Origin of the sequence: Acidiphilium sp. (assembly GCF_049977125.1) — a bacterium.
GTDB lineage: Bacteria > Pseudomonadota > Alphaproteobacteria > Acetobacterales > Acetobacteraceae > Acidiphilium.
Window position 1 is genome coordinate 1 of sequence record NZ_JBMFGY010000079.1, and the last position, 14,748, is coordinate 14,748.

At 59.7% G+C, this 14,748-nt stretch carries 15 protein-coding genes; 5 read left to right on the forward strand and 10 right to left on the reverse strand.

All coding sequences use genetic code 11. From position 1 onward, the window contains the following. Positions 1 to 10: 10 nt before the first annotated feature. The 10 genes from kch to ACP5E6_RS12170 all read right to left on the reverse strand — a co-directional run bounded on the left by kch (position 11) and on the right by ACP5E6_RS12170 (position 9,208). Entirely contained in the window at positions 11 to 1,261 is a 1,251-nt protein-coding gene (gene kch / locus ACP5E6_RS12125) for a voltage-gated potassium channel protein (protein WP_427954497.1), read from the reverse strand. 68 nt (positions 1,262 to 1,329) lie between these two features. Next, the gene (gene purS, locus ACP5E6_RS12130; RefSeq protein ID WP_427954498.1) at positions 1,330 to 1,569 is read right to left on the reverse strand and encodes a phosphoribosylformylglycinamidine synthase subunit PurS; all 240 of its coding nucleotides are present in this window, start codon (positions 1,567 to 1,569) and stop codon (positions 1,330 to 1,332) included. After that, a complete protein-coding gene (gene purC, locus ACP5E6_RS12135) occupies positions 1,566 to 2,330 on the reverse strand; it encodes a phosphoribosylaminoimidazolesuccinocarboxamide synthase (RefSeq protein WP_427954499.1) in 765 nt (254 codons plus the stop codon). Before purC ends, purS begins: the two co-directional genes overlap by 4 nt. A gap of 104 nt (positions 2,331 to 2,434) precedes the next feature. Then, positions 2,435 to 2,956: a F0F1 ATP synthase subunit B gene (locus tag ACP5E6_RS12140; protein WP_427954500.1), complete on the reverse strand. Its 522-nt coding sequence runs from the start codon at positions 2,954 to 2,956 to the stop codon at positions 2,435 to 2,437. Between the two features lie 13 nt (positions 2,957 to 2,969). Beyond that, complete coding sequence (locus tag ACP5E6_RS12145; protein ID WP_427954501.1) at positions 2,970 to 3,533, reverse strand: F0F1 ATP synthase subunit B; 564 nt, start codon at positions 3,531 to 3,533, stop codon at positions 2,970 to 2,972. Between the two features lie 26 nt (positions 3,534 to 3,559). Beyond that, a complete protein-coding gene (locus tag ACP5E6_RS12150) occupies positions 3,560 to 3,793 on the reverse strand; it encodes a F0F1 ATP synthase subunit C (RefSeq protein WP_427954502.1) in 234 nt (77 codons plus the stop codon). Between the two features lie 81 nt (positions 3,794 to 3,874). Next, a complete protein-coding gene (locus tag ACP5E6_RS12155) occupies positions 3,875 to 4,630 on the reverse strand; it encodes a F0F1 ATP synthase subunit A (RefSeq protein ID WP_427954503.1) in 756 nt (251 codons plus the stop codon). 12 nt (positions 4,631 to 4,642) lie between these two features. Continuing rightward, a complete protein-coding gene (locus ACP5E6_RS12160) occupies positions 4,643 to 4,960 on the reverse strand; it encodes an AtpZ/AtpI family protein (protein ID WP_427954504.1) in 318 nt (105 codons plus the stop codon). A 90-nt stretch (positions 4,961 to 5,050) separates the two neighbouring features. Further along, complete coding sequence (gene smc, locus ACP5E6_RS12165; protein ID WP_427954505.1) at positions 5,051 to 8,548, reverse strand: chromosome segregation protein SMC; 3,498 nt, start codon at positions 8,546 to 8,548, stop codon at positions 5,051 to 5,053. Positions 8,549 to 8,554: 6 nt separating this feature from the next. Further along, positions 8,555 to 9,208, reverse strand: coding sequence for a DsbA family protein (locus ACP5E6_RS12170; RefSeq protein WP_427954506.1), 654 nt, complete (start codon positions 9,206 to 9,208; stop codon positions 8,555 to 8,557). A gap of 220 nt (positions 9,209 to 9,428) precedes the next feature. Between ACP5E6_RS12170 and ACP5E6_RS12175 the strand changes: the two genes are divergently transcribed. The 5 genes from ACP5E6_RS12175 (at position 9,429) to purF (ending at position 14,607) form a co-directional block, all read left to right on the forward strand. Further along, positions 9,429 to 9,944, forward strand: coding sequence for an adenine phosphoribosyltransferase (locus tag ACP5E6_RS12175; RefSeq protein ID WP_427954507.1), 516 nt, complete (start codon positions 9,429 to 9,431; stop codon positions 9,942 to 9,944). Positions 9,945 to 9,953: 9 nt separating this feature from the next. After that, positions 9,954 to 11,027 (forward strand): hypothetical protein, encoded by a 1,074-nt coding sequence (locus tag ACP5E6_RS12180; protein WP_427954508.1) that lies wholly within the window; start codon positions 9,954 to 9,956, stop codon positions 11,025 to 11,027. A gap of 35 nt (positions 11,028 to 11,062) precedes the next feature. Beyond that, positions 11,063 to 12,466 carry a DNA repair protein RadA gene (gene radA / locus ACP5E6_RS12185; protein WP_427954509.1) on the forward strand — a complete coding sequence of 468 codons (1,404 nt, stop codon included), beginning with the start codon at positions 11,063 to 11,065 and terminating at the stop codon, positions 12,464 to 12,466. Next, entirely contained in the window at positions 12,463 to 13,044 is a 582-nt protein-coding gene (locus tag ACP5E6_RS12190; RefSeq protein ID WP_427954510.1) for a CvpA family protein, read from the forward strand. The genes radA and ACP5E6_RS12190 overlap by 4 nt, the downstream gene beginning before the upstream one ends. A gap of 93 nt (positions 13,045 to 13,137) precedes the next feature. Then, positions 13,138 to 14,607, forward strand: a complete 1,470-nt coding sequence (gene purF, locus ACP5E6_RS12195) for an amidophosphoribosyltransferase (protein WP_427954511.1) — start codon at positions 13,138 to 13,140, stop codon at positions 14,605 to 14,607. Positions 14,608 to 14,748: the final 141 nt, after the last annotated feature.

The following is a 14,748-nucleotide window of genomic DNA, read 5'->3' on the forward strand; positions in this document are numbered from 1 at the left end:
TCGGGCGCGATCAGGGAGTGGCGGGCCTGACATCGAGGAGTTGGCTGAGGAGTTTATCGCCGTCGATCTTTTCCTCGGTCAGGGCCATGGCGAGAACCTCGCCGCCAAATACTGGGGCTGCGAGGATCATATCTGGGTGAACGCGGCGGACGCGCTCAAGATTCTTGCGGGTGCTAACCGCAGCGACGGTTTTGGCGTCGGTCGTGAGTTCGCGGACCGCAAGAATCACGAAGGCGTTTTCGGAATCATCGTCGGAGAGCGCGAGGATGGCGCGGGCATGATCGCCACCGGCTTCGCGTAGCGTGTCAAGCTCGGTCGGGTCGCCGACCACGGTCTCGGTGTCACCGAAGCTGGTGTCGCCATCATCGATGATAACGAGAACCGACGCGCCACGTTTGCGCAATTCACGTAACGTGTTCCGCGCCAGCACGCCGCGACCGGTAATGATAAAGTGATTGACTCGTTTCATTTTACGTCTCCTGGGTCCGATCGTCTGGGTAATTCGATTCTGCAAGATCGGGCCGATCACCGCCGTCAAGGCGGTGGCGAATACCGTGAGACCAAGGACGATGAGGGATTCAACGAAGAAGCGGGCTTCGTTGCTCTTCGGGAGGATATCGCCGTAACCAACCGTGGACATCGTAACGATAACAAAATAGAGAGCTTCTGGTAGATTGGTGATCGGTGGGGCAAAGCCGGAGCCGAGCAAAAACGATCCCAAAACTCCGTAAACGATCAGAACGATGACCGATGCCAGTGCGAATAATGTGCCGGCTGCCAGTGATGATCGGGAAAATGCATCCCGGGCGAGGATCAGGGCCGCCAATAAGGTTATGATGTAAAGAGTTTCGCCAGTTAGGATCGAACCGCCTGCCTGATGAACGGTTAACGCCAATTGGGCGATGGTCATACCTACCGCGGACAACCAGGCAATGCGCGATCGCCCGAGGAGGCCAATGGCGATGAGGATCTGAAGCACACCGACAACGACGGTCGGGACTCCCGACAGAATCAGCTGCGGAACATGACCCGAGATCGGGTGCAGAGCGTCGAACAGATGACGCAGGTTAAGATGAAGATATTCCGTGGCATAGTGGCGAATCGTCGGCAGAAGGGCGAACGAACCGGCGCCACCGACCGCGATTGCCAGCGGGAATTGCGGAAACCATAGGTCCATTCGAAGTCGACGATACCAACGGTGATAGACTCGGCTGATCAACCGCAGGATCGGATCGAGGGCGTTGATGGTGCGCGTGAGCACGCTAGTAGATGTTCAGCGGGGGCATCAGCCGATTATGGGTGTCCGGAGGGCAGCGGACAATCGTTCGTTCAAACGAGGGTGACTTCGAAGCTCTCGATCACGATGTTGGCAAGGAGGCGATGCGCCATGGCTATCGCTTGTTCACGTGCGGACTCGGCGTTGGTTTCGCTCAATTCGAGCTCAATAACCTTACCGACCCGGACATCGGTGACGCCGGTGAAACCAAGGCCTTCAAGAGCGTGGCCAATGGCCTTGCCCTGCGGGTCGAGGACTCCAGGTTTGAGCTTGACGGTGACGACCGCCTTCACTGCATCAACTCCGGCCCCTTCATGTCGCGGACGCCAGCTTCAGGAAGGATACCAAGGCGCTTGGCAACCTCCTGATAGGCTTCCTCGACGCGGCCAAGATCACGGCGGAAGCGATCCTTGTCCATTTTCTCATTGGTCTTGGTATCCCAGAGACGGCAATTGTCGGGGCTGATTTCATCGGCCAAGACGATTCGCATGTCTTCATTCTCCCATAGACGACCGAATTCGACCTTGAAATCGACCAGCATGATACCGACGCCGAGAAACAGGCCGGTGAGGAAATCATTGATTCGGAGCGTAAGGTGGACGATGTCGTCCATGTCCTGCGGGCTGGCCCACCCGAATGCGGTAATGTGCTCCTCGGCAACCATAGGATCATTCAAAGCATCATTTTTGTAGTAGTATTCGATGATGCTTCGGGGCAGTCGGGTGCCTTCAGCGATTCCGAGGCGTGTGCTCATGCTGCCGGCGGCGATATTGCGCACCACAACCTCGATCGGGACGATTTCGACCTCACGGATCAATTGTTCGCGCATATTGAGACGACGGACGAAATGAGTCGGGATGCCAACTTCGGCGAGACGCAGCATCAGGAACTCGCTGATTCGGTTGTTCAGCACACCCTTACCGGTAATGATGCCCTTTTTTTGTGCATTAAAGGCGGTGGCGTCATCTTTGAAATACTGAACCAGCGTACCGGGTTCTGGTCCTTCGAATAGGATTTTAGCTTTACCCTCGTAGATTTGTCGGCGGCGAGCCATTGGAGAACCTCATGAAGCGGCGGTGGAGGGTGGAACGAAGAGACCGCCAGAGCCCTGCTATATCAACCGAAGCGCATTTGCGCCATGGCGCAAGCCAAGACGGTTCAGGCGGCCTGCTTACGCAGAGATGCAGGCAAGTCATTAATTGCCTGATCGATAAGGGCCTGATCGCGATTGGCATCGATCGTATCAGCCAGGATTCGCTGCGTGACTTTCACCGCCAGCGCAGCAGCGGCATTGCGCACGTCGGCAATGGCAGCGCTCTCGGCAGCGGCAATGCGTTGTTGGGCCATTTGCTCACGGCGTTTTGCGGCGAGCTGGGCTTCAGCCAGTAGGTCTGCAGCTAAACGCTCGGCTTCACGGGTCGCAAGGGCAAGCATGTCATGCGCCTGTGCGATAGCGGCTGCGCGTTGAGCTTCAGCGTCTTTCAACATGGTCTCGGCCTCGCTGCGCAGTCGCGCGGCTTCGTCGAGTTCCCGTCGAATGTCGTTGCTGCGTCGGTCGAGCATCGAGATCACAGTACCAACCAACTTGCGACCAAAAAAGCCAAGAAAAATTAGGACCGCGATGGTGACCCAAAAGGTTCCCTTGGTCCAGAGGACGCCTTGAAGCGCTTCAAATACCATCGATACTGATCCTTCAGGCCGTCATTGTCGCAAGGGTGCGGTCGATTTTGGCGGGATCGACATGCTCGCCGGTCAGGCGAAGCATCAGGCTTACGGTTACCTCCCGGGCGACTGGTGGCAATGAGGCAATCGCCTGGGCGCGAGTGGCATCGATCTCGTGTTCTGCCTGTTCGATCTGGGCATTAAGACGTGCGTTGAGCTCGGCCGCCTGCTCCCGGGCACGAGCCTTCGCGGCGTTGATCGCCTCGGCGATGGCGTTCTGGCTGGCTTCGCGAGCGTTGCGGATCGCGAGATTGAGTTCCGCAACAGCGTGTTCAGCCTTAGCCTTTGCCTGACGTGCTGAATCCAGATCGACGGCGATTTGGTTTGCGCGTTTTTCGATTACCGCCCCGATCTGCGGTAATCCCCAGCGTGACATCAGAAGGTAGAGAACGATCATGATGACCGCCATCCACACGACTTGAGCACCGGTCAACGGATCGGCAAAATCCATCTGCGGCAACTTGCCGTCCGCCATTGCGGCGGAGGGCATCAAGGCAAGGACGATACTCGTAAAGCCAAGCGTGAGACGGCGCATGAAGGATGGTTCCCGGTTCGGGCAAATCAAGCGAACAGGATGATCAGCGCGATCACCAGAGCATACAAAGCGACGGCTTCGGTCAGCGCGAAGCCGAGCAGGACGTCACGGAACATTTTGTCGCGGGCGGCGGGATTTCGACCGACTGCGCCGACGAACGCACCGAACAGGTTGCCGATACCAACGCCAGCGCCGGCGACGCCGATGGTCGCGAGGCCGGCACCGATATCACGGGCAAGAAGAACTGTGTCGATAGCCATGAGGCAAAATCCTTTCAGAGTTGATTGGTTTTATGGCCGAACTGACCACGTGAAGGCAATGGAGGGTTATTATCCGCCGAGTTAATGCAAGTGGATGGCGTCGTGCAGATAAAGACAGGTGAGAACGGCGAACACGTAGGCTTGGAGAAATGCCACCAGGAACTCGAGCGCGGTGAGGGCGACGTTGAGACCGAGCGGGATGATGGCGGCGACGACGCCAACGGCTCCGAGGCTGGTGACCAGCATGATCATGAAACCGGCGAAAACCTCCCACATGACATGGCCCGCCGTGATATTTGCGAACAGACGAACCGACAGCGAGATGGGACGGGAGAGGAATGAGACGATTTCGATCGGGATCAGCAGCGGCAGCAGCCAGCCAGGAACGCCAGGAGGCGAGAAAAATTTGAAGAAGCCAAGGCCGTGGTACCAAAATCCGACGCCCGTCGAGAGCAGGAACACGAATAGCGCAAGTGCGCCCGTGACGGCGATATGGCTGGTGAAGGCAAAGAAATATGGAAACAATCCAAGCAGATTTCCGACCAGGACAAAGGCGAACAACATGAACACGAAGGGGAAGAACCGGCGGCCTTCCGGGCCGATCGTGTCATCGACCATTTGCAGGACGAATTCGTAGCTCATCTCGACCAGTCCCTGCATGCGACCGGGGATCACCGCGCGCCGACGCAGAGCCATCGCAAATAGCGCCGTGATAATTGCCGCAGCCAGCAGCATCATCTCGTTCGAATTGGTAAATTCGATCAGTCGACCGACCGGACCGAAACCGGTGGTCAACTGGAACTGCCCCAGTGCATTGATCGCCGATTCTTGCGCCATCGTCTCCTCCGATCAGTCTTTTTGGGTCGTACCCATTGTGCGAACCACGTTTCGAAAGCCCGCGATCGCCCCAATGGGAACAAACCCAATCATGAACCACGGTGACGTGTGAAACAACCGGTCCAGCCCGTAGCCAATCGCGACAGCAACCACCAGGGCCGCCACCATTTCAGCGCCCAGCCGCATCGCGAGACTGAACGAATTGCGACCTTCAGCTTGCGGCTCACCCACGGAATTGGACTTGTCCAGCCCCGCTCGGTGGCGCGCTGCGGCGAGACGTTGATCGAAATCGGTTCGATCTTTCGGTCCCGGAGCCCCATCGTTACCCATCGTCACACCCCTACGCCCATCCCGCAGGATAGCGTGGGGTTGCTACCGGTGCCGGCGGGTTAAGTCAACATATCGCGATCATGAAATGTCTTATTCAGCCGCAATGGCGTTCGGTTGTTTCACCATGGCGGTTGCAGTGCCGAGATCGACCGAGAGAACCCGGGAGATGCCGCGTTCCTGCATGGTAACGCCATAAAGTCGGTCCATCCGCGCCATCGTCAGGTGATGATGGGTGACGACCAGGAATCGTGTTCCGGTTTCGCGGGCCATGTCGTCGAGTAATGTGCAAAAGCGGTCGACATTGGCATCGTCGAGCGGGGCGTCTACCTCATCGAGCACCGAGATAGGGGCAGGATTGCACCGAAAAACGGCAAAAATCAGCGACAGGGCGGTGAGCGCCTGCTCGCCACCGGATAGCAGGGACAAGGTGGCAAGTTTCTTACCGGGGGGCTCGGCAAAGATTTCGAGCCCCGCCTCCAAAGGGTCATCGGAGCCAGTGAGGGCGAGATGAGCACGTCCGCCGCCGAACATGCGGGTAAAAAGTGACTGGAAATGACGATCGACTTCGGTGAACACGGATGAAAGGCGCTCGCGACCTTCGCGGTTGAGATGACCGATCGAGCTGCGCAATTTGACGATAGCCGACGTGATTTCATCGCGGTCGCCCTCGATCGCGGCGAGTCTAGTTTCGATTTCTGCCACCTCGATTTCGGCACGCAGATTGACTAAGCCCAACTCATCGCGTTCACGGGTGAGGCGTTCGATTCGTTTCCTTGCGCGCTCGGCGGCTTGCGTGGTTGGGTCGGCGACGGTCGGTAATATCGGCTCGGCGCCAAGTCGCTCGAGGATTCGTTCAGCCACGGTGCCCCAGGCGACATTTGCCTCGCGCATCAGGGCCTCGGCATTGATCAGGCCCTCGCGTGACGCTGCGAGCCGTTGCTCGGCATGGCGAACGCCGGCGGCGACCGCCTGGACCCGTTGTTCGCCGGTACTGAGTGCCGCAGTGGCATTCTTGTGATCAGCTTTTGCAACTTCGAGGGCGCGACGAGACTTATCGCGTGCATCGATCGCATCGGTATCGGACGGGATCGAGGCGAGTGCAACGCGGGCATCGTGCAAACGGGCGGTCAAATCGATGATACGAAAGCGGGCATCCCGCGCGCGCTCGGCCCAGTCGGCAGCTTCGCGCCCGATGACCACCAAGCGCCGGTCACGTTGTTCGGCGTCGGTGATCATGCGTTGGACGTCTTGGCGCGCGTTCGCGTCGGTTTTGCGGGCTTGCGCAACGACCGCGCGGGAATGGTCGCGGTGGGCGCTGATCGCTGCGACGTCGCCCAAGGCGTCGAATTCGGCTTGAGCGGCGGTCTGGGCAGCTAGGGCATCGAGATGTTCAGCCTCGAGGCGTGTGCGCAATTCGGCGGCCGAGGCTTCACGGGCTGCATTGCGTTCAGCTTCGGCGGTGAGGCGGCTGGTGGCCTCGGCGAGGCTTCGCGCAGTTGCGCGGGCGCGGTCGAGCTGGGCTTCGGTTGATTTACGCTGACTGCGTGCGAATTCCTCAGCCTGTCGGGCGGCTTGCTCGTTGGCTTCGGCGGCAACGCGGTCTCTCGTGCGCTGGGTTGCTGTTAGGGTGGCTGCGGCGAGATCATCGGACAGGCGGTGAAGGCGGTTGCGCTGGGCGAGGCGAATGCCGGCTTCGCTGGGGGCGCCGGCGCGTGCGACAAATCCATCCCAACGCCACACCGATCCGGTGGTCGAAACCAGGGTTTGGCCAGGGCAGAGGGAGGGTTGCAACGAATCGCCATCAGCATCGTCGGGGAGAACCAGAACGTAGTCGAGGGCGCGACGCAGAGCGTCGGGAGCCTCGACACGGGCACCGAGGGAGGGCAGAGCGGAATGGGTGGAAATTGGTGTCAGGCATCGCCAATGCCGCGCCGCCTCGGGACGGACGCTGGCAGCGAGATCGTCACGCAACACCGCCCCCAAGGCGGTTTCCAGACCAGCGGGAACCTTGAGTTGATCGAGAACAGGATCGGTCTCGTGGCCAAATTCTTGGGCGAGGAGGGCGGTGAGCGCATCAACCTCGATTTGCAAGCGGGTCATTGAAGCGTCGGCGTCCAGGGCGGCGGCACGCACCATTGCGGCGTGGCCGGCGGCTTCGATTCGAGCGGTTTCGGCATTTCCAACCGCAGTTTGCCGCTCGATCTGTGCTGCTTCGATCGCTGCGCTAAGGGCTTCGGCTTGGTCACGCTCCGCGATGAGTTTCGCCAATCGATCCGGGATTACGAGTTCCGTGACTGCTCGCTGATGGGCGGTGGTTGCCTGGGTGAGACGGTCACGGGTCGTGCTGACCTTGTCGCGCGCCAGTTTCAGCCGCGTCCTCACTGCCTGTTCAGTCGCCGCGAAGTGTGCTGTGGCTTCAGCCGCCGTCTGCGCAGCGCCTTCTGCGGCCTGAAGAGCGGCAGCGGCTTGTTCGGCCGCGATGGTGGCGGCCGCTAGTCGTGATGGCGCGGAGAGGCGGTCGGCTTCGAGGGAAGTCTGCTCTTCGAGGAGGCGTGATTTTGCCGCTTCGGCATCGACACCAGCGCGTTCCGCATGCTGGAGATCGCGGATCACGGTTTCCAATCGCCCTTCGGCTTCGGCGCGAGCGGCTCGAACCCGGCCGACCTCGGCTTCAATCTGCTCGAAATGGATCCGGGCTCGTTCGAGTGTGGTGCGTGACTCGCTCTCCCTCCCGCGCAGGGCGGGAACGATATCGGTGAGATCACGCTCGCTGGCGTGGGCGCTATTACAGTCAATCTGCGCGGCTGTGACATCTGCCTGGGCGGACTGAAGGGCGATTTGGGCTTCTCGCCGGCGGATTTCGGCGATATGGCGCTCAGTGGCGAGATATTCGATCTCGGCATCGCGAATTGCGCCGGAGATTTTGCGGTAGCGGTTGGCTTGACGCGCCTGTTTATGGAGGTCGGCAAGGCGGGCCTCCTGCTGCAAGCGTAAATCCTCGGCGCGAGTGAGATTCTGCTCGGCACTCCGCAGCTTGATCTCGGCTTCGTGGCGACGCGCATGAAGACCGGTGATACCAGCCGCCTCTTCTAAAATGGCGCGCCGTTCATCGGGGCGAGCGTTGACGAGAGCGGAGACGCGACCCTGGCTGATCATCGCAGAATTTCGCGCACCAGATGCCAGGTCGGCGAAAAGCGTGGCGACATCGCGCGCACGTGTTTCACGGCCGTTGACCCGGTACGTGCTGCCACTGCCACGTTCGATCTTACGGGTGATCTGGAGTTCTGCCTCGGCTTGAAATGGGAGCGGAGCCAAGCCGGCTGTCTCGGTCAACCATATCGACACTTCGGCCGCGTTTCGCGCGGGGCGCGACAATGAGCCGGCAAAGATGACATCGTCCATCTCGTCGCCACGCATCGATTTTGCGCTGGCTTCACCCATTGCCCAGCGCAGAGCGTCGACGACATTGGATTTGCCGCAGCCATTGGGCCCGACGACACCGGTCAGACCCGGGAAGATTTCAATAGAAGTTACGTCGGCGAAACTTTTGAAGCCGGCAATGCGAATGCGGGCGAAGTGTGCGGGCAAAGGAGCCTATGCCTCGTCAATCCAACGCGAGAATTGCTTGAAATCGACGGCTCCCTCGCGTTTACGACCGTTGATGACGAAACTGGGGGTTGCATCGATGTGGTATTTGTCCTCGCCGACCTTCAGCTCAGAGAGAATGAATTTTTCGAGCTTCTTATTGGCGAGCGCGGCATCGAATGCTTGGCGGTCCATGCCAGCGAGGGCAGCATAGCGGAATAAGGCGTTTTCATAATCTTGTTTTGTTTTCAGGTTCGAGGCAAAAGCCCATTGATCCTGGGTGCGGAACAATTCCGAGATGAAAGCCAAATACTCATGTGCCGGAAGACTCCGGGCAACTTGGGCGGCCATCACCGCATCTTCATTGAGCGGAAAATCCTTGAAGACATAGTAAATTTTGCCGGTATTAACAAAATTATGAATGATTTCGGGTAGCACCTTAATGCCGAAAAATGCGCAGTGTGGACAATTCATTGAATAATATTCATAGACGGTTACTGGGGCGGTCGATTTGCCAAGGCTCCGTACGCCAAAGGCACCGTCGGTCGTTGGAGGCGCAATGGCGCCCTCCGCGACGGCCGACGTGACGCCGCCGAGACCTGTGGCCATGCCGAGACCGCCGATAAGGCGAAGTAATGAGCGACGATCCATGCGTAATTTCATCCTGCGCTGCATAAAACCAGACTGGAACCGACCGGATCACTCTGCGATGCGACTCGGTTCTTCCTTCAACTTTGAAGTTTATATCTGATGCATCGATGCCTGACGAGATCACTTTTGCGGGTAGTCCTTCGATGTCGGGTATGGCGGCTTGGCTGATCGTCCATACCGCTTTGGTGGACGTCTGGTTTGCGGTGCGCGTAGCCTCGGCTATAGGGGCGATATGAACCTCAAAGATCATATCCGCGGCATTCCTGATTTTCCCAAGCCGGGCATACTTTTCTATGACATTTCAACCTTGCTGCGAAACCCCGATGCTTGGCAGGTCGCAATGGGTCGGCTTGCACGGGTGGTACGTGCCTACCACCCGGATCTGTTGGCCGGTGTGGAAAGCCGGGGATTCCTGCTCGCGGCACCTCTGGCGCTGAAGCTGGGATGTGGGTTTGTTATGTTGCGCAAACCGGGAAAACTACCCGGTAAGACCGTGGGACTGGACTACCAGTTGGAATACGGTTCTGATCGGATTGAAATCCAGGCTGATGCGGTTAATCCTGGGCAGCGTGTCGTCGTCGTCGATGATTTGTTGGCGACCGGCGGCACTATGGCAGCGGGAATTGCCCTTTTGAAGAATGTGAAAGCCGAGGTGCCGGCGGCGGTTGCTCTGATTGAGCTTGAGGCTCTCCATGGGCGGGATCGGCTCGATGTGCCGTTCGAAGCACTCGTCCGCTACGGTCACTAGGATCTGGTTATGCGCGTCCCGCTGCGACGGCGCATTTTTCTGCAGAGCTGCGGCGTTGGGGTGGTGATGCTCCGATCAAGCGTAGCCGAGACCCCGATGGTGGTCGCGGGCCAAGTCGAGGCGCCCGGACCGTCATATAATATTTTGGTGTGCGGCCCTCGCGGCGGCCAGACCGATCGGTGGGCGCGAGCGGTGCGTCAGGGTTTGGGACATTCGTTATCGCCGAATCGGCCGATCGGGTTGCGCAGTGTTGGTGGTCAGGATGGTGTGACTGGGGCGAACCGGTTGCAGACGTTGGTTGTTCCCGATGGCCAAACCGCCGCGATGTTGCCGAGCGAGGCGGTGATTGCGTTTCTGACCGGCGATCCGCGTGTGCATTTTCAGCCAGGCGATTGGATTCCGGTGATGGCGGGGTTGAATGCGGCAGTTCTGGTGGTGCGGGGGGGGCTGCGGCGTCTGGCTGATGCGGCGCCGATCAGGCTCGCCGCGGTATCACCGGAGAGTCCTGATCTGGCAGCGTTGCTCGCGTTTCAGCGACTCGGTGTAGCGACCGCGCCGGTGTTCGGGTTGCGTGGCGCGTCGGCTGTCGCACGAGCTTTCGCTGCGGGTGAGGCTGATGCCGTTTTGTTGGCGGGTGAAGAAATTCCGGCTGACGCAGCCCCACTGATGGCCGAAGGTGGGGTTGCGATCGCAACGTTGGGGGTGGTTGACGACGAGGGTCAGGTCGTGGCGGATCCGCTGTTTCCCGACCTGCCAACGGTTCATGCGATCGCGATCGCACGCGGCGCGTCACCATTGCCGTTACCGCTGGATCAGGCATTCCGCGCCGTCGCGGCGGCGACGCGAATCGATTTTATGCTGGTTCTGCCACATCTGACCACACCTTCAACAGTCGCGACGTGGCGGCAGGCGGCGGTTGGTGCCATCGAGTTTCCGGCGCTACAGGCGGCGGCGGCGGCGAGTGCGATCAGCCTGACGGTGGTCGGTGCGGCAGCGGCGGTGGCACCGTTCGACGTGTCGGCTGATGGCTTGTTGGCGTTGCGGCAGTTCCTGTTTCAGCATTTTGGCTGGCGGCCGTCCTGAGGACGATGCGAGCACATCACATGGCAGGGTGCTGAGTGGCGCGTCCGGGGACGCAATTCGTATGCACGGCTTGCGGAGCCGTGGCGCCGAAATGGGCTGGGCGCTGCGAGGCATGCGGTGCCTGGAACACGTTGGAGGCCGAGACGCCGTTACCCGGGGCAGGCGCCCGTAGACCTGGCCGCGCGACGGGGCGTGGCGTTGAGTTCGTCGGACTGGCCGGTGATACACCGCTGCCCGAACGGGTTGCCCTCGGAATCGCGGAATTCGACCGTGTGCTGGGCGGCGGCATGGTTCAGTCTTCGGCAATCCTGGTCGGCGGTGATCCGGGAATTGGCAAATCGACGTTGTTGTTGCAGGCCGCGGCGCGTCTCGCGAGTGCAGGCAAGCGAGTACTATATATTTCGGGCGAGGAATCGGTGGCTCAGATACGGTTGCGGGCCGAGCGTCTTGGCCTGCGGGGGGCGGCGGTGAGTTTGGCCGCAGCGACCGTGCTGGCCGACATTCTAGCGGCGCTCGAGGCCGAGACGGATGCGAGCCTCGTGGTGATCGACAGTATCCAGACGATCTGGGATGAGACGATTGAGTCGGCGCCGGGAACCGTGGCGCAGGTGCGGTCCAACGCGTTTGCTCTGATACGAGCGGCGAAGTCGCGGGGCTTCGCGCTCATGCTGGTCGGGCATGTGACGAAGGAGGGTGCGCTGGCCGGTCCGCGGGTTATGGAGCACATGGTCGATGTCGTACTGCATTTCGAAGGAGATCGAGGACACCAGTTCCGGATCTTGCGGGGGGCCAAGAACCGCTACGGTGCCACCGATGAGATCGGCGTGTTCGAGATGACCGGGCGAGGGTTGGCCGAGGTCGCCAATCCGTCGGCCCTGTTCCTGGCTGAACGGCATGGTAATGTGGCGGGAAGCGCAGTGTTCGCTGGATTGGAGGGGTCGCGTCCGGTGCTGATGGAGGTGCAGGCGCTGCTATCGTCTAATCCGGGAGGTTCGGCGCGACGTTCCGTGATCGGCTGGGACTCTGGACGCCTGTCGATGTTGATGGCTGTGTTGGATTCGCGATGTGGGGTGAAGCTTGCAGGGCATGACGTCTATTTGAATATTGCTGGCGGTTTGCGCGTATCGGAACCTGCGGCGGATCTCGCTGTGGCGGCAGCGTTGGTCTCGGCAGCGACCGATGTGCCGACTGATCCCGGCACAGTATTTTTTGGTGAAATCGGCTTGTCGGGTGAATTGCGACAGGTGGCGCAGGCTGAACTACGTCTCAAGGAGGCTGCAAAACTGGGTTTCGGACGAGCGGTGCTGCCACGCCGGGTAGCAGGCGGTCATCGACGTCTTGCGGCACCGGAGGGAATGGTGCTGGAAGAATACGGCCATTTGAGTGATCTGGTCGCGGCGACGGCTGGTCGTGTGTCCAGTCAAGGGGGCGGCACGTGACGTGGGTTGATGGTATCGCACTTGGCGTCGTCGTGCTGTCGGGTCTATTGGCGCTCGCTCGCGGTTTGGTGCGCGAGGTTCTGGGGGTTGGTGCATGGATTGGTGCGGGGTTTGCAGCCTTCGCCTATTATCCGGATGTGGAGCTGCAGCTTGCGGGGTTCATTCATCAACCGAAGTTGATCTTGCCGCTGTCGATCGGGTTGATTTTCATTGTCGTGCTGGTGGTACTGTCGATTATCAGCACGTGGCTCGGCTCGATGGTGCGGGACTCGGTGCTGTCAGGGATCGATCGTACCTTGGGTCTTGCCTTCGGTTTGGTGCGGGGGGCGGTCATTGTTTGTCTTCTCTACATTGGGCTGTCGATTTTCCTGCAACCGACGGAATGGCCCGCGGGAGTCAGTGATGCCAAGGTGTTGCCCTATGCCGAGAGCGGTTCGAAGTTTCTGGTCGGGTTATTGCCGGCCGCGTATCAGCCCCACATTGATCGTGTGCCGGAACATGGGGCGAATCCCGCTTCTGGTGAGAAACCCAAGGCGTCGCAGGCGCTGCCGCTCAGTGCAGACACAACCAGCCAGTAGTTTCGGCCATGTTTAGCGGCGCTCGACATGCATGGGTGAGCAGTTTAGATGACAGCTTCAAGTCGTAAAGGATGTGGCGGCGTGACCCAGCCGATGATTTCGATGAACGCCTTTGACGATGACAAGTTCCACGAGGAATGCGGGGTTATCGGGGCGTGGAATGTAACCGACGCGGCGGCGATAACGGCACTTGGCCTTCATGCCCTGCAGCATCGTGGCCAAGAAGCGACGGGGATCGTCACTCACGACGGCGTTCGGTTCCATGCCCACAAGGGGCTTGGCCTAGTGGGCGATAATTATGGTGATACCAAGGTAATGGCCGGACTGCCCGGAACCCGCGCGGTAGGGCATAACCGATACGCCACCACTGGTGCGACGCTACTGCGCAATGTGCAGCCATTGTTCGCCGAATTCGAATTTGGCGGCTTTGCGGTCGGGCACAACGGCAATTTGACCAATGCGCACACGCTGAAACGAGCGTTGGTGAGGCGAGGTTGCTTGTTCCAGTCGACCACCGACTCTGAAGTGGTGGTGCATTTGATCGCGATCAGCCTCTATGCGACGGTCTTGGACCGGTTGATCGATGCGCTCAAGCAGGTAATCGGTGCATATTCTCTGGTTGCCTTGACCAACGACCTGCTCATTGGTGCACGCGATCCATTGGGGGTGCGGCCGCTGATACTAGGTCAGACCAACGGAGCCGACGGTGTCGGACCCGGATGGGTTTTGGCCTCGGAGAGTTGTGCGCTTGATATGGTCGGAGCGGAGTTCGTCAGGGATATCGAACCTGGCGAGATCGTTGCGATCGATCGGACCGGGGTGCGCAGCCTGAAGCCGTTTGCAATTCACAAGTCGCGGTTCTGTGTGTTCGAATATATTTATTTCGCACGACCCGATTCGGTGCTTGAGGGTCATTCGGTCTATGCGGCACGGAAGCGGATTGGTCGGGAGCTTGCGCGCGAGGCGCCGGTTGAGGCGGATTTGATCGTTCCGGTGCCGGATTCGGGTGTACCGGCGGCGATGGGATTTGCCGAACAAAGCGGCGTGCCGTTCGAGTTGGGGATTATTCGGAACCATTATGTCGGGCGGACCTTTATCGAGCCGACCGAACAGATCCGCCATTTGGGCGTTCGGCTGAAGCATTCGGCTAACCGAGCGATTCTCGAGGGCCGGCGGGTCGTTCTGGTGGACGATTCGATTGTGCGGGGGACGACGTCTCAGAAGATCGTCGAGATGGTTCGAGGCGCAGGGGCGCGTGAGGTGCATATGCGCATTTCGTCCCCGCCGACGACGCATTCATGTTTCTACGGTATTGATACACCAGAGCGTGGCAAGTTGCTCGCGGCGCGGAACAGCGTCGCCGAGATGGCGAAGCTGATCGGGGTCGATAGCCTTGCATTCATTTCGATGGACGGACTGTACCGGGCTCTGGGTCACCCTGGGCGCGATGCATCGGCACCGGCTTTTTGTGATGCCTGTTTCAGCGGCGATTATCCGATCGCTTTGACCGATCACGCGGAGCCGCGAGAAGCTCAGTTGTCGCTGCTCGCTGAGTTGGCATAACGCTTAATCGAAAGTCTCGTTAGAAAGACAGTGATGTCTCGGTGGATGAAAAGAATGGTCGGCTAAGGCAAAATGACAATGTGGACCCCGACCGAAGCGTCGCTCGGTCGGGAGAGCAGGATTGCGGTCCGGTTCGAAATA